This window comes from Streptomyces sp. NPDC107765, from assembly GCF_055657085.1.
Map to the genome: position 1 here is coordinate 25,188 of NZ_JBVKBL010000030.1, position 19,704 is coordinate 44,891.

Annotated in this window: 13 protein-coding genes and 4 tRNA genes; 9 read left to right on the forward strand and 8 right to left on the reverse strand. The window is 71.6% G+C overall.

From position 1 onward, the window contains the following. Positions 1-125 precede the first annotated feature (125 nt). The 3 genes from ACZ7MX_RS39365 to ACZ7MX_RS39375 all read right to left on the reverse strand — a co-directional run bounded on the left by ACZ7MX_RS39365 (position 126) and on the right by ACZ7MX_RS39375 (position 3,919). Positions 126-2,378, reverse strand: a complete 2,253-nt coding sequence (locus ACZ7MX_RS39365; protein WP_472139500.1) for a DEAD/DEAH box helicase — start codon at positions 2,376-2,378, stop codon at positions 126-128. Positions 2,379-2,667: 289 nt separating this feature from the next. Then, entirely contained in the window at positions 2,668-3,366 is a 699-nt protein-coding gene (locus ACZ7MX_RS39370) for a hypothetical protein (protein WP_472139502.1), read from the reverse strand. 202 nt (positions 3,367-3,568) lie between these two features. Then, a complete protein-coding gene (locus ACZ7MX_RS39375; protein ID WP_472139503.1) occupies positions 3,569-3,919 on the reverse strand; it encodes a metallopeptidase family protein in 351 nt (116 codons plus the stop codon). A 120-nt stretch (positions 3,920-4,039) separates the two neighbouring features. Here ACZ7MX_RS39375 and ACZ7MX_RS39380 point away from each other — a divergent pair, with 120 nt between their 5' ends. The 7 genes from ACZ7MX_RS39380 (at position 4,040) to ACZ7MX_RS39410 (ending at position 11,183) form a co-directional block, all read left to right on the forward strand. Beyond that, a complete protein-coding gene (locus tag ACZ7MX_RS39380) occupies positions 4,040-5,758 on the forward strand; it encodes a metallophosphoesterase family protein (RefSeq protein ID WP_472139505.1) in 1,719 nt (572 codons plus the stop codon). Positions 5,759-5,840: 82 nt separating this feature from the next. Then, a tRNA-Glu gene (locus ACZ7MX_RS39385) sits at positions 5,841-5,913 on the forward strand. Positions 5,914-5,961: 48 nt separating this feature from the next. Beyond that, positions 5,962-6,036, forward strand: a tRNA-Asp gene (locus ACZ7MX_RS39390). Between the two features lie 4 nt (positions 6,037-6,040). Further along, positions 6,041-6,114 (forward strand) — tRNA-Phe (locus tag ACZ7MX_RS39395). Between the two features lie 294 nt (positions 6,115-6,408). After that, positions 6,409-10,497 (forward strand): ATP-dependent RNA helicase HrpA, encoded by a 4,089-nt coding sequence (hrpA, locus tag ACZ7MX_RS39400; RefSeq protein ID WP_472139506.1) that lies wholly within the window; start codon positions 6,409-6,411, stop codon positions 10,495-10,497. A 91-nt stretch (positions 10,498-10,588) separates the two neighbouring features. Next, positions 10,589-10,663, forward strand: a tRNA-Asp gene (locus tag ACZ7MX_RS39405). 274 nt (positions 10,664-10,937) lie between these two features. Beyond that, entirely contained in the window at positions 10,938-11,183 is a 246-nt protein-coding gene (locus tag ACZ7MX_RS39410) for a DUF6274 family protein (RefSeq protein ID WP_472139508.1), read from the forward strand. Between the two features lie 560 nt (positions 11,184-11,743). Here ACZ7MX_RS39410 and bldC read toward each other — a convergent pair. Continuing rightward, entirely contained in the window at positions 11,744-11,950 is a 207-nt protein-coding gene (gene bldC / locus ACZ7MX_RS39415) for a developmental transcriptional regulator BldC (RefSeq protein WP_003949541.1), read from the reverse strand. Between the two features lie 514 nt (positions 11,951-12,464). Then, positions 12,465-13,301 (reverse strand): DUF8083 family protein, encoded by an 837-nt coding sequence (locus ACZ7MX_RS39420; RefSeq protein ID WP_472139509.1) that lies wholly within the window; start codon positions 13,299-13,301, stop codon positions 12,465-12,467. 221 nt (positions 13,302-13,522) lie between these two features. Between ACZ7MX_RS39420 and ACZ7MX_RS39425 the strand changes: the two genes are divergently transcribed. Both ACZ7MX_RS39425 and ACZ7MX_RS39430 read left to right on the forward strand, forming a co-directional pair. Next, positions 13,523-14,641, forward strand: a complete 1,119-nt coding sequence (locus ACZ7MX_RS39425) for a Leu/Phe/Val dehydrogenase (protein ID WP_472139511.1) — start codon at positions 13,523-13,525, stop codon at positions 14,639-14,641. Between the two features lie 313 nt (positions 14,642-14,954). Next, positions 14,955-15,209: a DUF3073 domain-containing protein gene (locus ACZ7MX_RS39430; protein ID WP_472139513.1), complete on the forward strand. Its 255-nt coding sequence runs from the start codon at positions 14,955-14,957 to the stop codon at positions 15,207-15,209. A gap of 192 nt (positions 15,210-15,401) precedes the next feature. Here ACZ7MX_RS39430 and purM read toward each other — a convergent pair whose 3' ends face one another. From purM to ACZ7MX_RS39445, 3 genes are all read right to left on the reverse strand, one after another. Continuing rightward, a complete protein-coding gene (gene purM / locus ACZ7MX_RS39435; protein WP_472139515.1) occupies positions 15,402-16,472 on the reverse strand; it encodes a phosphoribosylformylglycinamidine cyclo-ligase in 1,071 nt (356 codons plus the stop codon). 34 nt (positions 16,473-16,506) lie between these two features. Next, positions 16,507-18,066, reverse strand: coding sequence for an amidophosphoribosyltransferase (gene purF / locus ACZ7MX_RS39440; protein WP_472139516.1), 1,560 nt, complete (start codon positions 18,064-18,066; stop codon positions 16,507-16,509). A 574-nt stretch (positions 18,067-18,640) separates the two neighbouring features. Next, positions 18,641-19,438, reverse strand: a complete 798-nt coding sequence (locus ACZ7MX_RS39445) for a maleylpyruvate isomerase family mycothiol-dependent enzyme (protein WP_472139517.1) — start codon at positions 19,436-19,438, stop codon at positions 18,641-18,643. Between the last annotated feature and the right edge of the window lie 266 nt (positions 19,439-19,704).

Here is a 19,704-nt window from a genome sequence, read left to right on the forward strand (position 1 = left end):
GGTCACAGGGGTGCCGCGGACCGTGCGGTGGGCCCTTGGGCGGGGCTGTCCGAACGTACAACACACCGGGCCCGTACGGCACTTGTGTGCGTACGGGCCCGGTGGTGAGCGGTATCGGTCAGCGATCAGCCGTTGCGCTTCCAGCGCGGCTTGTCCTCGCGGCGGCCGTAGGAGCCGGCGGGGGCGCCACGGTGGTCGTCACGGCGGCCGTAGGGGCGGTCACCGCCGGTGCGGTGGCCACCGGTGGAGGGGCGGCCGCCGGAGCGGTCGTCGCGGTTGAAGGGCCGGTCGCCACCGCCGGAACGGTAGCCGCCGGAGCGGTCGTCGCGGTGGAACGGGCGGCTCGGGCGGTCGCCGCGGTCGCGGTTGAAGCCGCGGTCACCGCGGTCGAAGGAACGGCCACCGGCGCGGTCGCCCCGGTCGTCCCGGCGGAAGCCACCACGGTCGTCACGACGGTCACGGTCGAAGGAACGGCCACCGGAACGCTCGTCCCGGTTGAAGCCACCACGGTCGTCACGACGGTCGTCGCGGCGGTCCCGGCGCTCGAAGCCACCCCGGTCGTCACGGCGGTCACGGTCGAAGGAACGGCCACCGGAGCGGTCGTCACGACGATCGAAGGAACGGCCACCGGCGCGGTCGCCCCGGTCGTCCCGGCGGAAGCCACCACGGTCGTCACGACGGTCACGGTCGAAGGAACGGCCACCGGAACGCTCATCCCGGTTGAAGCCACCACGGTCGTCACGACGGTCGTCGCGGCGGTCCCGGCGCTCGAAGTTGCCGCGGTCGTCACGGCGGTCGGAGGCGGCCGGGCGGCGCTCGTCGGCGGCGCTCCGCTCGGCGGCGGCCGTCTCGGCGGCGACCTCCGCAGCGGCCGTCTCGGCGGCGGCGGCCAGCACCTCGGCCGGGTCCTCACCGCGCTCGCGGGCGGCGCGGGCGGTCAGCCGGTCGGCCTCCTCGCGCAGCTCGGCGGCCCGCCGCTGCAGGCGCTCCAGCTCGCGGGTGAGCTGGGCGACCTCGCGCTCGGCCTGCTTGGCGGAGTTGTTGGCGGACTCGGCCTGGACCTCGGTGAGCGAACGGGCGCCGGTGATCCGGGCGACGTCCTCGTCGAAGGTGCCGGAGCCGACGATGTGCCGGGAGGCGTCCACACCGGCGTCCTCCATCAGGCGGAAGATCTGCCGGCGCTGGTGGGGCAGCGAGAGCGAGACGACCGTGCCGGACTGGCCGGCGCGGGCGGTACGGCCCGAGCGGTGCAGGTAGTCCTTGTGGTCGCCGGCCGGGTCGACGTTCAGGACCAGGTCGATGCCGTCGACGTGGATGCCGCGGGCCGCGACGTCGGTGGCGACCAGCGCGTTGACGTAGCCGTCCTTGAAGTCCGCGAGGACCCGGGTGCGGGCGCCCTGGGTCATGCCGCCGTGCAGCGCGTCGGCCTTCACGCCGGACTCGACGAGCTGCTCGGCGATGCGGTCGGCGCCCAGCTGGGTGCGGACGAAGATGATGGTGCGGCCCTTGCGGGCGGCGATGGCGGCGGTGACCGGCGCCTTGTCCTTCGGCTTCACGACCAGGACGTGGTGGGTCATGGTGGTGACGTTGCCCTGGGCGCTGTCGACCTCGTGGCTGACCGGGTTGGTCAGGTAGCGCTTGACCAGGGTGGAGATCTCGTTCTCCATCGTGGCGGAGAACAGCATCCGCTGGCCGCCCTGGGGCACCTGGTCCAGCAGCTCGGTGACCTCGGGCAGGAAGCCCAGGTCGGACATCTGGTCGGCCTCGTCGAGGACGGCGACCTGGACGTCCTCCAGGGAGCAGGCGCCGCGGTTGATGATGTCCCGCAGCCGGCCCGGGGTGGCGACGAGGATGTCGACGCCGCGCTCCAGGGCGTAGATCTGGTTGCCCATGGACGTACCGCCGCAGACGACCTTCATCTTCAGGCCGAGCACGTCGCCGTAGGGCTGGAGGGCGTCCGCGACCTGCATGGCCAGCTCACGGGTCGGGGTGAGGATGACGGCGCGCGGCTTCTTCTTCTCGGTGCGGCCGTCGGCGAGCCGGGCCAGGGTGGGCAGACCGAAGGAGAGGGTCTTGCCGGAGCCGGTGCGGCCGCGGCCGAGGATGTCCTTGCCGGCCAGCGCGTCCGGGATGGTCGCGGCCTGGATCGGGAAGGGGGTCGTCACGCCGTTCTGCGCGAGCTTGCGCACGACGCCCTCGGGGAGGCCGAGGTCGGCGAAGGTGATGGTGTCCGCGTCGGTGTCGGTGTCGACGTCGGCATCGGCCTGGACGTCGGCAGCGGTGTCGGCGTCGGTCGTGACCTCGGTCACCTCGGCGGCCGGACGCTCGTCCTGCTCGTCGTGGGCGGGCATGACGGACTGATCAGTGGAAATGGACATGCGAAATGCGAAACCTTCCGGAGTCTCGGCACGCGCCCAAACTCCGTGTGTTTCACACGACCGCCTCAATGCGGTCAGCCACGGCAAGGGAGAGAACGCGCCACGCGGCGCGCTTCTTTTCTGGCGCCGGGCAAATGGGATCAAACGATCTACCACCATACGCACTCCGCCCCCCGGATGGCAAATAAGCCGCTGACCAGGGCTTTCGGTCCGGGGCTCGGGTCTTCCCGCGTCCGACCCCGCGTTTTGCGGTCCGCCTCCCGCCCCCGATCCCCCTGTGACCCTCGCCTCAGGCCCCCTCGCCCATGGTGCCCGCATCCCTCGGCTCCCCCGGCTCCCCCGGCTCGGCCAGCGACGACATCGGCGAGACCGGGGACGGGCCGGACGCCTGCGCGGTCGGCGGTGCGGGGGTGCTCGGCGGCGGGGTCGGGGCGGCGGTGGGGGTGCTGGGGGGCGTGGGCGTGTCGGGCGGGGAGGACGGCCGGGCGGAGTGGGACGGCGAGGGACCGGCGGGCCCGTGGGGTCCGCCGTGGCCGCCGGCGCCGCCGCTGTCGCCCGCGCCGGGTTCCGGGCCCGAGGGCTGCACCGGGCCGGGGGTCGCCCCCTCCTCGGAGGGCTTCGGCTTCGCGGACTTCGACTTCTTGCCCGGCTTCTCGTCGCCGCCGGCCGGGCGGGCCTCGCCGTTGCGGCCCAGTTGCCGCGCTCCGGCGCCGCGCCCGTCGGCGGTCGGTCCGCCGGGGCCGGGCTGCCCGCCCCGGCCGCCGTGGCGCGCGGCGCCGCCGGACGGCTTCGGCTGCGCCGGGTCGCTGACGCTCATGCAGCCGGCCAGGGACGCGGCCAGCGTGGTGACGGTCACGGCGGCGACGGCGACCCGGGACAGCGCCCGGCCCGCCGGCGACGAAGGCACGGACGGCTGCCCGGCCGACGACCGGGAGGCGTACGGCTGCGAGGCGGGCAGCTGCGAGGCGGGCGGCTGCGACGACGGCACCGGTGGCTCCGGTGGCCGCGCCGCCGCGGGGACGGCGGGCGGCGGTGTCGGGGACGGTGAGGGGCGGCAGGGGCTCGGGCGCACGGCGGGACCTCCGGATCCGGAGCGCAGGGACGGCGGCACGGACGCCCTGCCCAACTCCCGCCCCCCGCTTGAGGACACGCGCCCCGCGCCGCCGATCACGCCGGGGCGCCGCCGCGGCTCAGCCGTAGCCGAGCGAATGCAGCCGGGCGTCGTCGATGCCGAAGTGGTGCGCGATCTCGTGAACGACCGTCACCTCCGCCTCGGCGACCACGTCCTCGCGCGTCGCGCACATCCGGAGGGTGGGCCCCCGGTAGATCGTGATCCGGTCCGGCAGCACGCCCGCGTACCACTCACCGCGGTCGGTCAGCGGCGTCCCCTCGTACAGCCCGAGCAGCTCGGGGTCGGCGGCCGGCGGTTCGTCCTCGACGAAGACCGCCACGTTGTCCATCAGCCGGGTCAGCTCCGGCGGGATCCGGTCCAGGGCCTCGGCGACCAGTTCCTCGAACTCCTCGCGCGTCATTTCCAGCACACCACCATTCTCCGCCACCTTTCCCCGCCTCCGATCGTCGCCGCCTGCCCGCCGTCCCGCACCACCACTCGAAGTCGCCGCGCCCTGATTGACGGTCGTCCTGCCGGGCATACGGGGCCAATGGCCCGTGCTGAGCGCTCCCGGACATCGGCCCCCGACCTACCGCGAAACCCCCTGCTCCGGTGGCTGCCCCGCCCGTTCCGCCCGCCGTGGCGTCCGGGCCGGGACCGGCCGCCCGGCGTATCCGCGCCGCCCGGAGCCGTCCGCAGCTCCTCCCGCTTCCGCCGTACGGAACCCGCCGTCGACCTCCTCGACCCGCCGGGTCCGCTGGCCCGTTCGCTCGGCCTGATAGCCGTGACCGCGCTCGGTTCCTGGCTGGGGCTGCTCCTCATGGGCACCGTGCACGCCCCGGTCGGCCCGATGGACACCAGCATGGCCCTGCGCCCCTCGCTGACCGGCGGGACCCGGATCGACGTCGCGCCGCTCGGCGACCTTGAGCTGAGCAGCCACTACGCGCCACTGCGGCTCGACGTCGACGTCGACCGGCTGGACCCGGTCCGCTCGCAGGCGCTGGTCGCCCACCCCGAACGGTTCGCCGGCCTGCAGGACGAGGTCACCCATGACGTCACCCGCGGCGCCCTCGGGCTGGCGGCGCACTCCTGCCTCGCCGTGGCCGCCGGCGCCACCGCGCTGGGCCTGGTCGTCTACCGCCGGCCGCGCCGCGCCCTGGCCGCCGGCGGCCTGGCGCTCGCCCTGCTCGGCGCCTCCGCCGGCACCGCGTACGCCACCTGGAACCCGGACTCGGTGCTGGAGCCGAAGTTCTCCGGGCTGCTGTCCTCGGCCCCGTCCGTGGTCGGCAACGCGCGCAGCATCGTCAGCGAATTCGACGTGTACCAGAAGGAGTTGGCGCGGCTGGTCACCAACGTCACCAAGCTCTACGACGCCACCTCGACGCTGCCGGCGTACCAGCCCGACCCCAGCACCCTGCGCGTCCTGCACGTCTCCGACATCCACCTGAACCCGGCCAGCTGGCGGATCATCGCCTCACTGGTGAAGCAGTACCGGATCAACGTGATCGTCGACACCGGCGACACCATGGACCACGGCTCGGCCGCCGAGAACCACTTCCTCGACGCGGCGTCCACGCTCGGCGCGCCGTACGTGTGGGTGCGCGGCAACCACGACTCGCGCACCACGCAGAGGTACCTGTCCGGCCGCCGGCACGTCACCGTCCTCGACAACGGCCGGGTGGCCCGGGTCGCCGGACTGCGGATCGCGGGCACCGGCGACCCGCAGTTCACCCCGGACCGCTCGGTCGTGGCGGCCGGGGACGCCGCCGAGCGCGCCGCCGGGGACCGGCTCGCCGACGTGCTGCGCACCGAGCGGCTGGCCGGAACGCCGGTCGACCTCGCGCTGGCCCACAACCCGGCCGCCGCGGCGCAGACCGACGGGCTGGTCCCGCTGACGCTGGCCGGCCACATCCACCACCGCGAGAACACCACGCTCCCCCGGGGCACCCGGCTGATGGTCGAGGGCTCCACGGGGGGCGGCGGGCTGCGCGCGGTGCAGAACAAGAAGCCCGCCCCGGTCCAGGCATCGGTGCTCTATCTGGACCGCAGGACCAAGCGGCTGCAGGCCTGGGACGAGATCACCCTGGGCGGGCTGGGCCTGTCCCGCGCCGAGGTCAGCCGCCACCTCCCCCGGGAGAACCAGCCCGGCGCCACGCCGTCACCCACCCGCTCCGCTCACCCGTCCGGCCCGCCCTCCGGACCGTCGGCCGGCCGCTCACCGGGGGCTTTCTCGCGGCCGACCAGGACCCCTTCCGACGGCTCCGGGTAAACCGTTTTGGCGAACGGTCCTCCCATCCCATATGCTTCTCACGTCCCCGACGGCGCCGGTAACGACGCCAAGGAGGCCACCAGCCCTCATCGTCTAGTGGCCCAGGACGCCGCCCTTTCAAGGCGGTAGCACGGGTTCGAATCCCGTTGGGGGCACGTAACACCGTGTGTGAGAATGGTTCAGGCCGCTTTCACACAATGCAAGGTCCTGTGGAGCAGTTTGGAGTGCTCGCCACCCTGTCAAGGTGGAGGCCGCGGGTTCAAATCCCGTCAGGACCGCTGCGGCTGGGTAGCTCAGTTGGTACGAGCGATCGCCTGAAAAGCGATAGGTCGCCGGTTCGACCCCGGCCCCAGCCACACCCTTTGGACGAAGGCCCCGGTTCCCCGAACCGGGGCCTTCGTCGTGCGTCCGCCCGGCGGAATCCGCCGCTCAGCCGTCCGCCACATGGACCGCATCCCTCTCGCGGCCGCCGGGGTGGCGGTGGCGCCGGACCCGGAAGACCGTGGGGTCGCCGCGATGACCAGACATGCGGCCACGCCGAGCCACCGATGTCCGGCCTTCCCGTACGGGAGGCCGTCCGCGGCGGGCACCCGGCCGGGCCGGCAAATGGTTCGCCAGTCGTTCACCCGAGGTGAGATCCTGGGGGACGTATGTCCAGTCAGCCTGCCTCCGCCCTGCCCGACGGCATCTCCTCCACCCCGCCCGGCACCGCTGCCCCCACCCTCCCCGCGCTGAGCGCACGCCTGCCCGAGCTGATGCTGCGCGACGCGCAGCGACTGGGGCGCCGGCTCGACGGCGCGCGCCGGATCCGTAAGCCCGAAGCCCGGGCGGCCGTGCTCGCCGAGATCGCCGACGGCATCGACGAGGCCGAGCTGCGGGTCGCCCAGCGGCGCGCCGCGCTCCCGGAGATCACGTATCCGGAAGAGCTGCCGGTCAGCCAGAAGAAGGACGACATCCTCGCCGCGATCCGCGACCACCAGGTCGTGATCGTGGCCGGTGAGACCGGCTCCGGCAAGACGACCCAGATCCCGAAGATCTGCCTGGAGCTCGGCCGTGGCGTGCGCGGTCTGATCGGGCACACCCAGCCGCGCCGGATCGCGGCCCGTACGGTCGCCGAACGCGTCGCGGAGGAGCTGAAGACCCCGCTGGGCGAGGTGGTCGGCTGGAAGGTCCGCTTCACCGACCAGGTCGGCGCCGACACCCTCGTCAAGCTGATGACGGACGGCATCCTGCTCGCCGAGATCCAGACCGACCGCGAGCTGCGCCAGTACGACACGATCATCATCGACGAGGCGCACGAGCGCAGCCTCAACATCGACTTCATCCTCGGCTATCTGGCGCAGCTGCTGCCCCGGCGCCCCGACCTGAAGGTCGTGATCACCTCCGCGACCATCGACCCGGAGCGGTTCGCGCGGCACTTCGGCTCGTTCGCGACGGTCGGGGCGGCGGACGCTGCCGCGGACGACGGCGACGCGGCTCCCAGCGCGCCGATCGTCGAGGTGTCCGGCCGTACGTATCCGGTGGAGGTGCGCTACCGCCCGCTGCTGGAAGAAGGCGGCCAGGACGCGGACCGCGACCAGATCACCGCGATCTGCGACGCGGTGGACGAGCTGCAGGCCGAGGGGCCGGGCGACATCCTGGTCTTCCTCTCCGGCGAGCGGGAGATCCGCGACACGGCGGACGCGCTCAACAAGAAGCAGCTGCCGCACACCGAGGTGCTGCCGCTGTACGCCCGGCTGTCGCACGCCGAGCAGCACCGCGTCTTCCAGCGTCATACCGGCCGGCGGATCGTGCTGGCCACGAATGTCGCCGAGACCTCGCTGACCGTGCCGGGCATCCGGTACGTCATCGACCCGGGCATGGCCCGGATCTCCCGCTACAGCTACCGCACCAAGGTCCAGCGGCTGCCCATCGAGCCGGTCTCGCAGGCCAGCGCCAACCAGCGCAAGGGCCGCTGCGGCCGGACCAGCGACGGCATCTGCATCCGGCTGTACTCCGAGGACGACTTCCTCTCCCGCCCCGAGTTCACCGACGCGGAGATCCTCCGGACGAACCTGGCCTCCGTCATCCTGCAGATGACCGCGGCCGGCCTCGGCGACATCGAGAAGTTCCCGTTCATCGATCCGCCGGACCGCCGCAACATCAAGGACGGCGTGCAGCTCCTCGAAGAGCTCGGCGCGCTCGATCCGAAGCAGAAGGATCCGAAGAAGCGGCTCACGCAGACCGGGCGCAAGCTGTCCCAGCTGCCGGTCGACCCGCGACTGGCACGGATGGTGCTGGAGGCGGACCGCAACGGCTGCGTCCGCGAGGTCATGGTCATCGCGGCCGCGCTGTCCATCCAGGACCCGCGCGAGCGGCCGTCCGACAAGCAGCAGCAGGCCGATCAGCAGCACGCCCGGTTCAAGGACGAGACCAGCGACTTCCTGGCGTTCCTGAATCTCTGGCGCTATGTGCGCGAGCAGCAGAAGGAGCTGTCCTCGTCGGCCTTCCGCCGGATGTGCCGCAACGAGTTCCTGAACTACCTGCGGATACGCGAGTGGCAGGACATCTACTCCCAGCTGCGCACGGTCGCCAAGACGATGGGGATCCATCTGAGCGAGGAGGACGCGGCACCGGACCGCATCCACACGTCCCTCCTTGCCGGTTTGCTTTCGCACATCGGACTGAAGGACACCGAGGCCAAGAACGAGTACCTCGGCGCCCGGAGCGCCAAGTTCGCGGTCTTCCCCGGCTCCGCGCTCTTCAAGAAGCCCCCGCGCTGGGTGATGTCCGCCGAGCTGGTCGAGACCTCCCGGCTGTGGGCGCGGGTGAACGCGAAGGTCGAGCCGGAGTGGATCGAGCCGCTCGCCCAGCACCTGGTCAAGCGCACGTACAGCGAGCCGCACTGGGAACAGAAGATGGCGGCGGTGATGGCGTACGAGCGGGTCACGCTCTACGGCGTACCGATCGTCGCCCAGCGCAAGGTCAACTACGGCCGGATCGATCCGGAGACCTCGCGCGAGCTGTTCATCCGCAATGCCCTGGTCGAGGGCGATTGGCGCACCCACCACCAGTTCTTCCATGACAACCGCAAACTCCTCGGTGAGGTCGAGGAGTTGGAGCACCGCGCCCGGCGCCGCGACATCCTCGTGGACGACGAGACGCTCTTCGACTTCTACGACCGGCGGATCCCCGACCACGTCGTCTCCGGCGCCCACTTCGACTCCTGGTGGAAGACCACCCGCCGGGACGAGCCGGAGCTGCTGAACTTCGAGCACTCGATGCTCATCAACGAGTCCGCCGAGGCCGTCACGAAGGACGACTACCCGGATTCCTGGCGGCAGGGAAAGCTGAAGTTCAAGGTCACGTACCAGTTCGAGCCGGGCGCGGACGCGGACGGCGTGACCGTCCACATCCCGCTGCAGGTCCTCAACCAGGTCTCCTCCGAGGGCTTCGACTGGCAGATCCCGGGCCTGCGCGAGCAACTGGTGACGGAGCTGATCCGGTCGCTGCCCAAGCCGATCCGGCGCAACTACGTGCCGGCGCCGAACTTCGCGGCCCGCTTCCTGGACTCGGCGGTCCCGCTGCAGGGCTCCCTGACGGCCTCGCTGGCCGCCGGGCTGCAGCGGATGGTGGGCGTGCCCGTCGATCCGGCGGACTTCGATGCGGCCAAGGTCCCCGACCACCTCAAGATCACCTTCCGGGTGGTCGACGAGCGGCGGCGCAAGCTCGCCGAGGCCAAGGACCTGGAGGCGCTGCGGCACAAGCTCAAGCCGAAGACCCAGGCGGCCATCTCCAAGGCCTTCGAGCAGGCCGCCGAGCGGCCCGGCCGGGGCCGCAAGGGCGGCGGGGACGCGGCCGACGAGGCGGCGCCGGCCGGTGTGGAGCAGCGCACCGGCCTGACGTCCTGGACGATCGGCACGCTGCCGCGCACGGTCGAGACCCGGCGGGCGGGCCAGTTGCTGAAGGCGTATCCGGCGCTGGTGGACGAGGGAAGCAGCGTCGCGGTCCGGCTCTTCGACACCGAGGCCGCGCAGCAGTCGGCGATGTGGGCGGGCACCCGCCGCCTCATCCTGCTCAACATCCCCTCCAATCCCGCCAAGTTCGCCCAGGACAAGCTGAGCAACCAACAGAAGCTCGCACTGTCCCGCAATCCGCACGGCTCGATCGCGGCGCTCTTCGACGACTGCGTGACCGCCGCCGCGGACCGTCTGATCGCGGCGCGGGGCGGCCCGGCGTGGGACGAGGAGTCCTTCCGCAAGCTGTTCGACGCGGTCCGGGCCGACCTGGTGGACGTCACACTGCGGACGATCCAGCAGGTGCAGGAGGTGCTGGCCGCCTGGCAGGCGTGTGAGCGCCGGCTGAAGGAGACGTCCTTCCCCTCGCTGCTGCCGTCGCTGACGGACGTCAAGGCGCAGCTGGCGGAGCTCATCAAGCCCGGCTTCGTGACCGCGCACGGCGCCAAGCGGCTGCCGGACCTGATGCGCTATCTGATCGCCGCCGACCGCCGTCTGACGCAGCTGCCGACCAACGCCGAGCGGGACCGCACCCGCATGGCGAAGGTGAAGGAGATGCAGGACGAATACGCCTGGCTGCTGGAGCAGTTCCCGCCGGGCCGTGCGGTGCCGGCCGAGGCCCGGGAGATCCGCTGGATGATCGAGGAGCTCCGGGTCAGCTACTTCGCGCACGCCCTGGGGACCGCGTATCCGGTCTCCGACAAGCGGATCATGAAGGCGGTGGACGCGGCGGTGCCCGCCTGAGGGCCGGCCTCCGGTATCGAGTTCGACCGCACCCCCTGACCTGCTGTACAGTCTTGCTTCGCAGCCCGCCGCAAGCGGAAAGCAAACGCAAGGTCCTGTGGAGCAGTTTGGAGTGCTCGCCACCCTGTCAAGGTGGAGGCCGCGGGTTCAAATCCCGTCAGGACCGCCCTTGTTCGGCCCGCATCCTCTTGGATGCGGGCCGTTCTGCGTGTGCTGCGCGCCATTTGTCGTGCGCCGTGCCTGCCGTGCGCCCGCCGTGCGCCGCGCGTCCGCCGCGGACCGTACGCCGGTCCGGCGCTCGCCCGCCGCTTCCGCCGCCTCCGCCTTTCCCGCGCCGTCGGCTGCGGCCCGTGACTGCTTTGCTGCCCGCTGTATTGACGGGACCTTCCGGCGCCGGTACTCACTTGGGGAGGTTTGTGGGGGCCGGGGAGGTAAGCACGATGACGACTGCGGTACGGCACGAAACCAGGGCGCTGCTGCGAGCCCATCTGGCCGCGGCCACGGGCTACCGCCACCGGATGCAGCACTGCCCCATCTGCCATCAGCTGCTGCGGCTCGCCATGGAGCCGCACACGGCCCGCTCCGGGCCCGCCACGAGGCCGGCCGCGCCCGCCTCCGCCCCGGCCCCCGATCCGGCCGCCTGCGAGCCGCCGGCGGCCGAGGACAAAAGTCCCGCACCGCGGTGACCAAGGACGCCTGCGCGGCGTCTTGTCCGGTGGAAGGGCGAAGAAGGGTGGGGAGCGGCGAGGGGGGAAGGCGCCCCACAGGAGGGGCAATTCCTCTACCGCAGCGGGCTGATGGCGACAAGCGGCGCGCCGTGTGACGGGAGTCACCGAACAAGTTTCGCGGGGCGGGGAACTTACACCCGCCATACAACGGGTCAATTTAATATGTGCAATTGCACCACCCTCCGGGTGCACCGCACACCCATTCCCGGAGTCACTCCCGAAGTGCCCCCGGAGGGCCCCTGGAGGCGCCGTGGACGCCACCGGGCGCCGGCCCCGGCGACAGGTGACCCGAGCCTTCCGACCGGCCCTGGAGCGGCCGTACACATGAAAATCGCGCTGGACCCGGCGGAGTCCAGCGCGATCGGTGACGTACCCAGTGGAGCGGGTGTGGGGCCTGTTGGGATCAGACGCCGCGTCGTATGAAGCTGTGTGAAGCGTGGTGGAGCAGGTCGAGCCTGGTGCGCGAAGTGGGCGTTTTCGGGTTGGGGGCCCCGAAAACGGCCTGGCTACGCGGCTTTTCAGGCCTCGCTGCGCTGCTGCGGAATACCCGCCAGCAGTGCGCGGACCTCAGCCTCGCGGTAACGCCGATGCCCTCCGAGCGTGCGGATGGACGTGAGCTTGCCTGCCTTGGCCCAGCGGGTGACCGTCTTGGGGTCGACACGGAACATCGTGGCAACCTCGGCAGGGGTCAGCAGCGGCTCGGCGTCAGGGGTGCGAGCGGTCATGAGCGGCCTCCTCGGGAGAACCGAACCATCACGGTTCTTTCCTCTAAATTCTGCACCTTGACCCACGTTGCCCGAAATGGCGGACGCGGGCCGAGTCGGTTATAGGACGAACGGCTTGTCCTCGGCACTACAACTACACCATCTGTCCAGCCACGTCGGCCAAACCGATGGAATTGCCCTCTCAGGTGTTCAACCTCGGCGGATGCCGATGGACCGTGCCATAGCGGACAGTCACACCGCCGTGACGATCAGTCACAACGGGCTCAGCCGCCACGAGACCCCTCAAGGACCGCAATACCGATCTATCCGCCCTTAGTTGGACGGAAGGAGACCGGGTCGGGCTCCTTGTCCTATTTTGGCACGAGGGAGAGGCTTGCTAGCAAGACCCGAAGTGAGTGCTTTAGATCACGCTTGGGGCAATCGCCCGGTTAAGGACCTACGTCCCTTACCACCCCACCACCGCGAAGCGAGCACCGTACGACAGCACCGTGAACTCGGGAAAGGGTTCGGGCGATCAGCTCGAGAACTGACGTTCGCGGATCGCGCGCCACCGCTGGGAGAGCTTCTCGTACGCGGCACCGGCCCGCTCGCCGTCCCCCTCGCGCAGCGCCGCCAGGCCCTCCGCCACCTCCGCGGCGGAACGGTCCTCGGCGAGCTGCCCCTCGGGCACCGCGTGCACCAGCCCTCCGTAGTCCAGCTCCACGAGCGAGCGTGGGTGGAATTCCTCGAGCCAGCGCCCCACATCTACCAGGCCGTCGATCAGCGGGCCCTCTTCCAGGGCGTTCCGCAGCGTCCGCAATCCCCGCGCGACCCGCCGTCTGGCCTGCACCATCGGCGTGCGGTAACGCAGCACGGCACCCTGGTCACCCTCCGTATATTCCCGCTCGGCGTCGTCGAAGAGGACGAACCAGCGGACCGGGACGTGCCAGGACGCGCTGCGGATCCACGGCCGGGCGTCGGGGTTGCGCTCGCGCCACTGCTCGTAGTCGGTGGCGGCCTGCCGGCGCACCACCGGGGGCAGCGCCGCGTCCAGCACCGCCGCCGGCAGCAGCTCCTCCAGGCCCTCCAGGGCCTGCCAGCCGCGCAGCCGGGTGCGCCAGGGGCAGATGCACACCACCTCGTTCACGACCGCGACGAAGGCGTCCGCGCTCTCGTGGACCGGGACCGGCACCGGCGGGGTCGGCAGCAGGTCGGCCAGCGCCCGGCGCTGCTCGTCCTGGGCGGTGGGGGTGTCCTCCCGCTTGGCATAGCGCGCCCAGTGGGAGCGCTCCGGCTCGGGGAACGCTGCCAGCGGCTCGTAGACCCGCAGGTATGCCATGTACGGGACCTTCACCGATGACGCCAGGGCCACGCCCGCTCCTTACGAGGGAAGTCCACCGCCCAAGGACCCGCCGCACGGCGTGCCCGACACGCCCGAGGGCCCCCGACCGGCCTGCGATACGACCAGATCGTCCCACGTCCGTCCCCCGGGAGAGGGTGATCCTCGGCACCTGACCGATCAACGGCGGCCGCAGGTCTTACGCTCTTCCCAACCGGCCCTCCCCACCCGTAGGAGGGCGTCCTTCGCGACTTATGGGAGTCACCACCGTGACTGACGTACGTCCGGCCCCCGCCGGCACCGACGGCGGCGTTCTGCACACCCTGTTCCGATCGGAACAAGGGGGCCATGAGCAGGTCGTTCTCTGCCAGGACCGGGCCAGTGGCCTGAAGGCAGTGATCGCCGTCCACAGCACCGCGCTGGGCCCCGCGCTCGGCGGCACCCGCTTCCATGCCTACGCCTCCGAGGAGGAGGCCGTGCTGGACGCCCTGAACCTGTCGCGCGGCATGTCCTACAAGAACGCCCTCGCCGGGCTGGACCACGGCGGCGGCAAGGCCGTGATCATCGGCGACCCCGATCTGATCAAGACCGAGGAACTGCTGCTCGCCTACGGCCGGTTCGTGGCCTCGCTCGGGGGCCGCTACGTCACCGCGTGCGACGTCGGCACCTACGTCGCCGACATGGACGTGGTCGCCCGTACGAACAAGTGGACCACCGGCCGCTCCCCCGCCAACGGCGGCGCCGGCGACTCCTCCGTTCTGACCGCCTACGGCGTCTTCCAGGGCATGAGGGCTTCCGCGCAAGCCCTGTGGGGCGACCCGACGCTGCGCGGCCGCAAGGTGGGCATCGCCGGCGTGGGCAAGGTCGGGCACCTCCTCGTCGAGCACCTCCTCAAGGACGGCGCCGAGGTCGTGATCACGGACGTCCGCGCCGACGCGGTGGCGCGGGTCCGCGCCGAGCACCCGCAGGTCACCGCGGTCGCAAACACCGAGGCGCTGATCCGCACCGAGGGCCTGGACGTGTACGCGCCGTGCGCGCTGGGCGGGGCGCTCAGCGACGACTCGGTGCCGGTGCTCACCGCGAAGGTGGTGTGCGGTGCGGCCAACAACCAGCTCGCGCACCCCGGCGTCGAGAAGGACCTCTCCGACCGCGGCATCCTCTACGCCCCCGACTACGTCGTGAACGCCGGCGGCGTCATCCAGGTGGCCGACGAACTGCACGGCTTCGACTTCGACCGCTGCAAGACCAAGGCGGCGAAGATCTTCGACACCACGCTGGCAATATTCGCTCGTGCGAAGGCCGATGGGATCCCGCCGGCGGCGGCCGCCGACCGGCTCGCGGAGCAGCGGATGGCGGAGGCACGGAGGAGCTGACCGAACGTTCCGGCCAGGTCGGCCGGAAACACCACCTTGCGCGGCCCGCCACGGCCGGTCGGGGAGACATCCCTCACCACCCGTCGGCGGGTCGCCGTGCGGGACAGGTTAAAATCGCAGTTGACCAGCGGGGACGGGGCACCCTGCGGGTCGTGCCGAGCGGCGGGTGATGCGGGCGACGTACCGTATGGCCGCGGAAGCAGGTACCGTTAAAGCTCTACGGGCCGGTCTCTCCTTCGAGAGCCCGCTCTGATCCATGAACGCGTGTCAAGACTCTGGGGCCACCGAGCCCCGTCACTGAGGGGGTCGACCCATGGGGCGCGGCCGGGCCAAGGCCAAGCAGACAAAGGTCGCCCGCCAGCTGAAGTACAACAGCGGTGGGACGGATCTCTCAGCACTGGCCAGCGAGCTGGGTGCAAGTACGGCGCCGTCGAGCCAGCAGCCTCCGAACGCGGAGCCGTTCGAGGATGACGAGGACGACGACCCGTACGCACGGTACGCAGAGCTGTACAACGACGACGATGACGAGGCTGAGGGCGACTCCTCACAGCAGCGTCGTCGTGCTTGACGTCCTGCGCGCTCGCGGTACCCGCTGACAGCATCACGGACCCGGTCCTGGGCATTGCCCGGACCGGGTTTTGTGCTGCCCGGAACGTGAGCGTCCGGGCGCCGGCCCGCCGGGAACCGGCCGTGCCGGTCCGCCGGAGGTGCGCCGCAGCGGCGGCCGCACCGGTGGGTGCCGGTGCGGCGGCCGGTCCGCTCAGGCGGCGTAGTCACCGGTCAGGGTCACCGCGTCGGCGTGGTCGCCGCGCTCGACGATCTCACCGCTGACCCAGGCGTCCACCCCGCGGTCGGCGAGCGTGGTCAGCGCCACGTCCACCGACTCCTGCGGGACGACGGCGATCATGCCGACGCCCATGTTCAGGGTCTTCTCCAGCTCCAGGCGCTCGACCGAGCCGGCCGTGCCGACCAGGTCGAAGACCGGGCCCGGCGTCCAGGTCGCGCGGTCGACGGTGGCGTGCAGCCCGTCCGGGACGACCCGGGCGAGGTTGTTGGCCAGTCCGCCGCCGGTGATGTGCGAGAAGGCGTGGACCTCGGTCGTCCGGGTCAGCGCCAGGCAGTCCAGCGAGTAGATCTTCGTGGGCTCCAGCAGCTCCTCGCCCAGGGTCCGGCCGAACTCGGCGACCTCCTGGTCGAGGGACATCCCGGCCCGCTCGAAGAGGACGTGCCGGACCAGGGAGTACCCGTTCGAGTGAAGTCCGGACGAGGCCATCGCGATCACCGCGTCGCCCGTACGGATACGATCCGCGCCCAGCAGCCGGTCCGCCTCGACGACGCCCGTACCGGCGCCGGCCACGTCGAACTCGTCCGCGCCCAGCAGGCCCGGGTGCTCCGCGGTCTCGCCGCCGACCAGCGCACAGCCGGCCAGCACGCAGCCCTCGGCGATGCCCTTGACGATCGCCGCGACCCGCTCCGGGTAGACCTTGCCGACGCAGATGTAGTCGGTCATGAACAGCGGCTCGGCGCCGCACACGACCAGGTCGTCGACGACCATGCCGACGAGGTCGTGGCCGATGGTGTCGTAGACGCCCATCTTGCGGGCGATGTCGACCTTGGTGCCGACGCCGTCGGTGGCCGAGGCCAGCAGCGGGCGTTCGTAGCGCTTGAGGGCGGAGGCGTCGAAGAGGCCGGCGAAGCCCCCGAGCCCACCGACGACCTCGGGGCGGGTGGCCTTCTTCACCCACTCCTTCATCAGGTCCACGGCGCGGTCGCCGGCTTCGATGTCGACGCCCGCGCTCGCGTAGCTGGCGCCGGAAGGTTCAGCGGACATGGCTGAGAACTTTCGTGTCGTGTGTGTACGAGCTCTACGGGCGACGCAGCGCGTCGGCCCCGCCGACCCCGGCGGTGAGCGTCTGGACGCCGTCCACGTCGGACTTCGTCGGTGTCGCGGTCTCCGACTCCAGGAGGTGCTTGCCCAGCAGCTCCGGGTCGGGCAGCTCCATCGGGTACTCGCCGTCGAAGCAGGCGCGGCACAGGTTCGGCTTGGCGATCGTGGTCGCCTCGATCATGCCGTCGATGGAGATGTACGCGAGCGAATCGGCGCCCAGGGACTTGCCGATCTCCGCAACGCTCAGCCCGTTGGCGATCAGCTCCGCGCGGGTGGCGAAGTCGATGCCGAAGAAGCACGGCCACTTGATGGGCGGCGAGGAGATCCGGATGTGGACCTCGGCCGCACCGGCCTCGCGCAGCATCCGCACCAGCGCCCGCTGGGTGTTGCCGCGGACGATCGAGTCGTCGACGACGACCAGCCGCTTGCCGCGGATGACTTCCTTGAGCGGGTTGAGCTTGAGGCGGATGCCGAGCTGGCGGATGGTCTGCGAGGGCTGGATGAAGGTCCGGCCGACGTAGGAGTTCTTGACCAGGCCGGACCCGTAGGGGATGCCGCTGGCCTCGGCGTAGCCGACCGCGGCGGGGGTGCCGGACTCGGGCGTCGCTATCACCAGGTCCGCGTCGGCGGGCGCCTCGGCGGCCAGCTTGCGGCCCATCTCCACGCGGGAGAGGTACACGTTGCGGCCGGCGATGTCGGTGTCCGGGCGGGCGAGGTAGACGTACTCGAAGACACAGCCCTTGGGGCGGGCCTCGGCGAAGCGGCTGCTGCGCAGGCCGTCCTCGTCGATGGCGACCAGCTCGCCGGGCTCGATCTCCCGGATGAAGCTGGCGCCGACGATGTCCAGGGCGGCGGTCTCGGAGGCCACCACCCAGCCGCGCTCCAGCCGGCCGAGGACCAGCGGGCGGATGCCCTGCGGGTCGCGGGCGGCGTAGAGCGTGTGCTCGTCCATGAAGCAGAGCGAGAAGGCGCCCATGACCTGGGGCAGGACGCGGGGCGCGGCCTCCTCCACGGTCAGCGGCTTGCCGTCCTCGTCGACCTGGCCGGCGAGCAGCGCGGTCACCAGGTCGGTGTCGTTGGTCGCCGCGACCTGGGTGGCCCGGCCGCCCTCGCGGGGCAGCGCGGCGACCATCTCGGCCAGCTGAGCCGTGTTGACCAGGTTGCCATTGTGGCCGAGCGCGATGGAACCGTGCGCGGTGGCGCGGAACGTCGGCTGGGCGTTCTCCCACACCGAGGCACCGGTGGTGGAGTAGCGGGCATGGCCCACGGCGATGTGGCCCTGGAGGGAGCCGAGGGAAGTCTCGTCGAAGACCTGGGAAACCAGGCCCATGTCCTTGAAAACGAGGATCTGGGAGCCGTTGCTCACTGCGATGCCCGCGGACTCCTGTCCACGGTGCTGCAGCGCGTACAGCCCGAAATAGGTGAGTTTGGCGACCTCTTCACCGGGAGCCCAGACACCGAAGACGCCGCATGCGTCCTGGGGGCCCTTCTCGCCGGGGAGCAGGTCGTGGTTGAGTCGTCCGTCACCACGTGGCACGCCCCTGAGTCTAGGGCAGGTCGCGCATTCATCCGAACCGGGGATGGCCGCGTACCTGGATGAGTGCATGAAAGGGACATCAGGCGCGCTTGACGTGGTCACGGCCACGCGGCCCGGATTTCCGCCCCCGCAGGCCCCGAAGCCCTTGGCGCACCTGGGGCGTTGCCGGGCGCCCCGCTCCGCGCAGTACCTGGCACACCGCCGCCAGGTCGACCTCGGTCGCCTCGCGAGCGCGCCCTGCCGCTGAGCACCAGCAGCGTAGCTGCGGGTGACGACGGGCCCGGCGGTTTTCCCGGGCCACCCCTCTGAGCTGGCCTTTAGCCGCGCCCCCGCCCCTCTCCGCCACCACCCGGAATGCCGCTTTCACGCCGTATGCACTGAATGCCGTGCGAGTGCCTCCGTGTTCCGGTGTGAGATACGCGACGCCTCCCCGCCCTCCACCGTCGCCAGGGGACCGCGCGCCGCGCTGCTGCCGTATCCGAAGGGCTGGCCGGCCACCCGGTCCCGGTGCATCCGCCGGCCGGCCGTCCCTGGGCCCCTTGCGCAGCCCCTCGGCCTCCTGGCCCGCCGCCCGTCAGCCCATCACCGGCAGCTGGCCGCCGAGGCCGGCCCGCTCGCCGCTGGCGCTGACCGTCGCGGCGGCCAGCTCCGCGTCCCAGGTCGTCCGGCCGGTGGCCAGGCGTATCCAGGTCAGCGGGTCGGTCTCGACGACGTTCGGCGGGGTGCCGCGGGTGTGCCGGGGGCCCTCGACGCACTGCACCACGGCGAACGGCGGCACCCGGACCTCGACCGATCCGCCGGGCGCCTTGACGGCCAGCGCATCGGCCAGCAGCCGCGTCGTGGTGGCCAGCGCCTGGCGGTCGTACGGGATCTCCACGCCGGTCGCCGCGGCCAGGTCGTCGGTGTGCACGACGAGCTCGACGCATCGGGTGACCAGGTAGTCGGCCAGCCGCATCGCGCCGGGCCGGGCGGCCACCAGGCGCTCCGTACCCTCCGGCGGCAGGAGGCGCTCGAACTCCTCCACGGTGCGCGCCAGCAGCTCCACGGGGTCGTTGCCGGACGCCAGCGCGCGGGTGTCCGCGTCGATCCCGGGGGCGAGTGGTGCGGTGGCGGAGGGCCAGTCCAGCAGGGCGGTCGTCACCTGCGGTGGGGCGGGCAGCGCGAGCGCACGCGACACGCTGCCGACCACCAGCGCCAGATGCGCCACGAGCTCCCGCACCGTCCAGTCACCCAGCCGGGTCGGCCGCGCGAACTGATCGGCCGTCAGCTCGCCCACGGCGGCGCGGACATGCGCGAACTGCGCGCGGACGGCGGCGCGGGTCTTCTTCTCGTCGTACTGGCGGGAGCGCGACTTCCGGGCGGCAGGAGACATGCGATCAGCGTAAGCGGCAGCACTGACAACCGCCCCGCGTCACACAGCGCGCCCGGACCCGCGCCAGGCCGACACGCGGAACGGCCCGCCAGGCGTACTGGCGGGCCGTTCCGAGGCGGAGCAGGTCAGGCGATCAGCCCCGGGATGGTGCCCTCGTGGGCGGTGCGCAGCTCGCTGAGCGGGATGCTGAACTCGCCCTGGACGTCGATCTCTTCGCCGTCGACGACACCGATGCGGGTGGCCGGCAGGCCCCGGACGGTGCACAT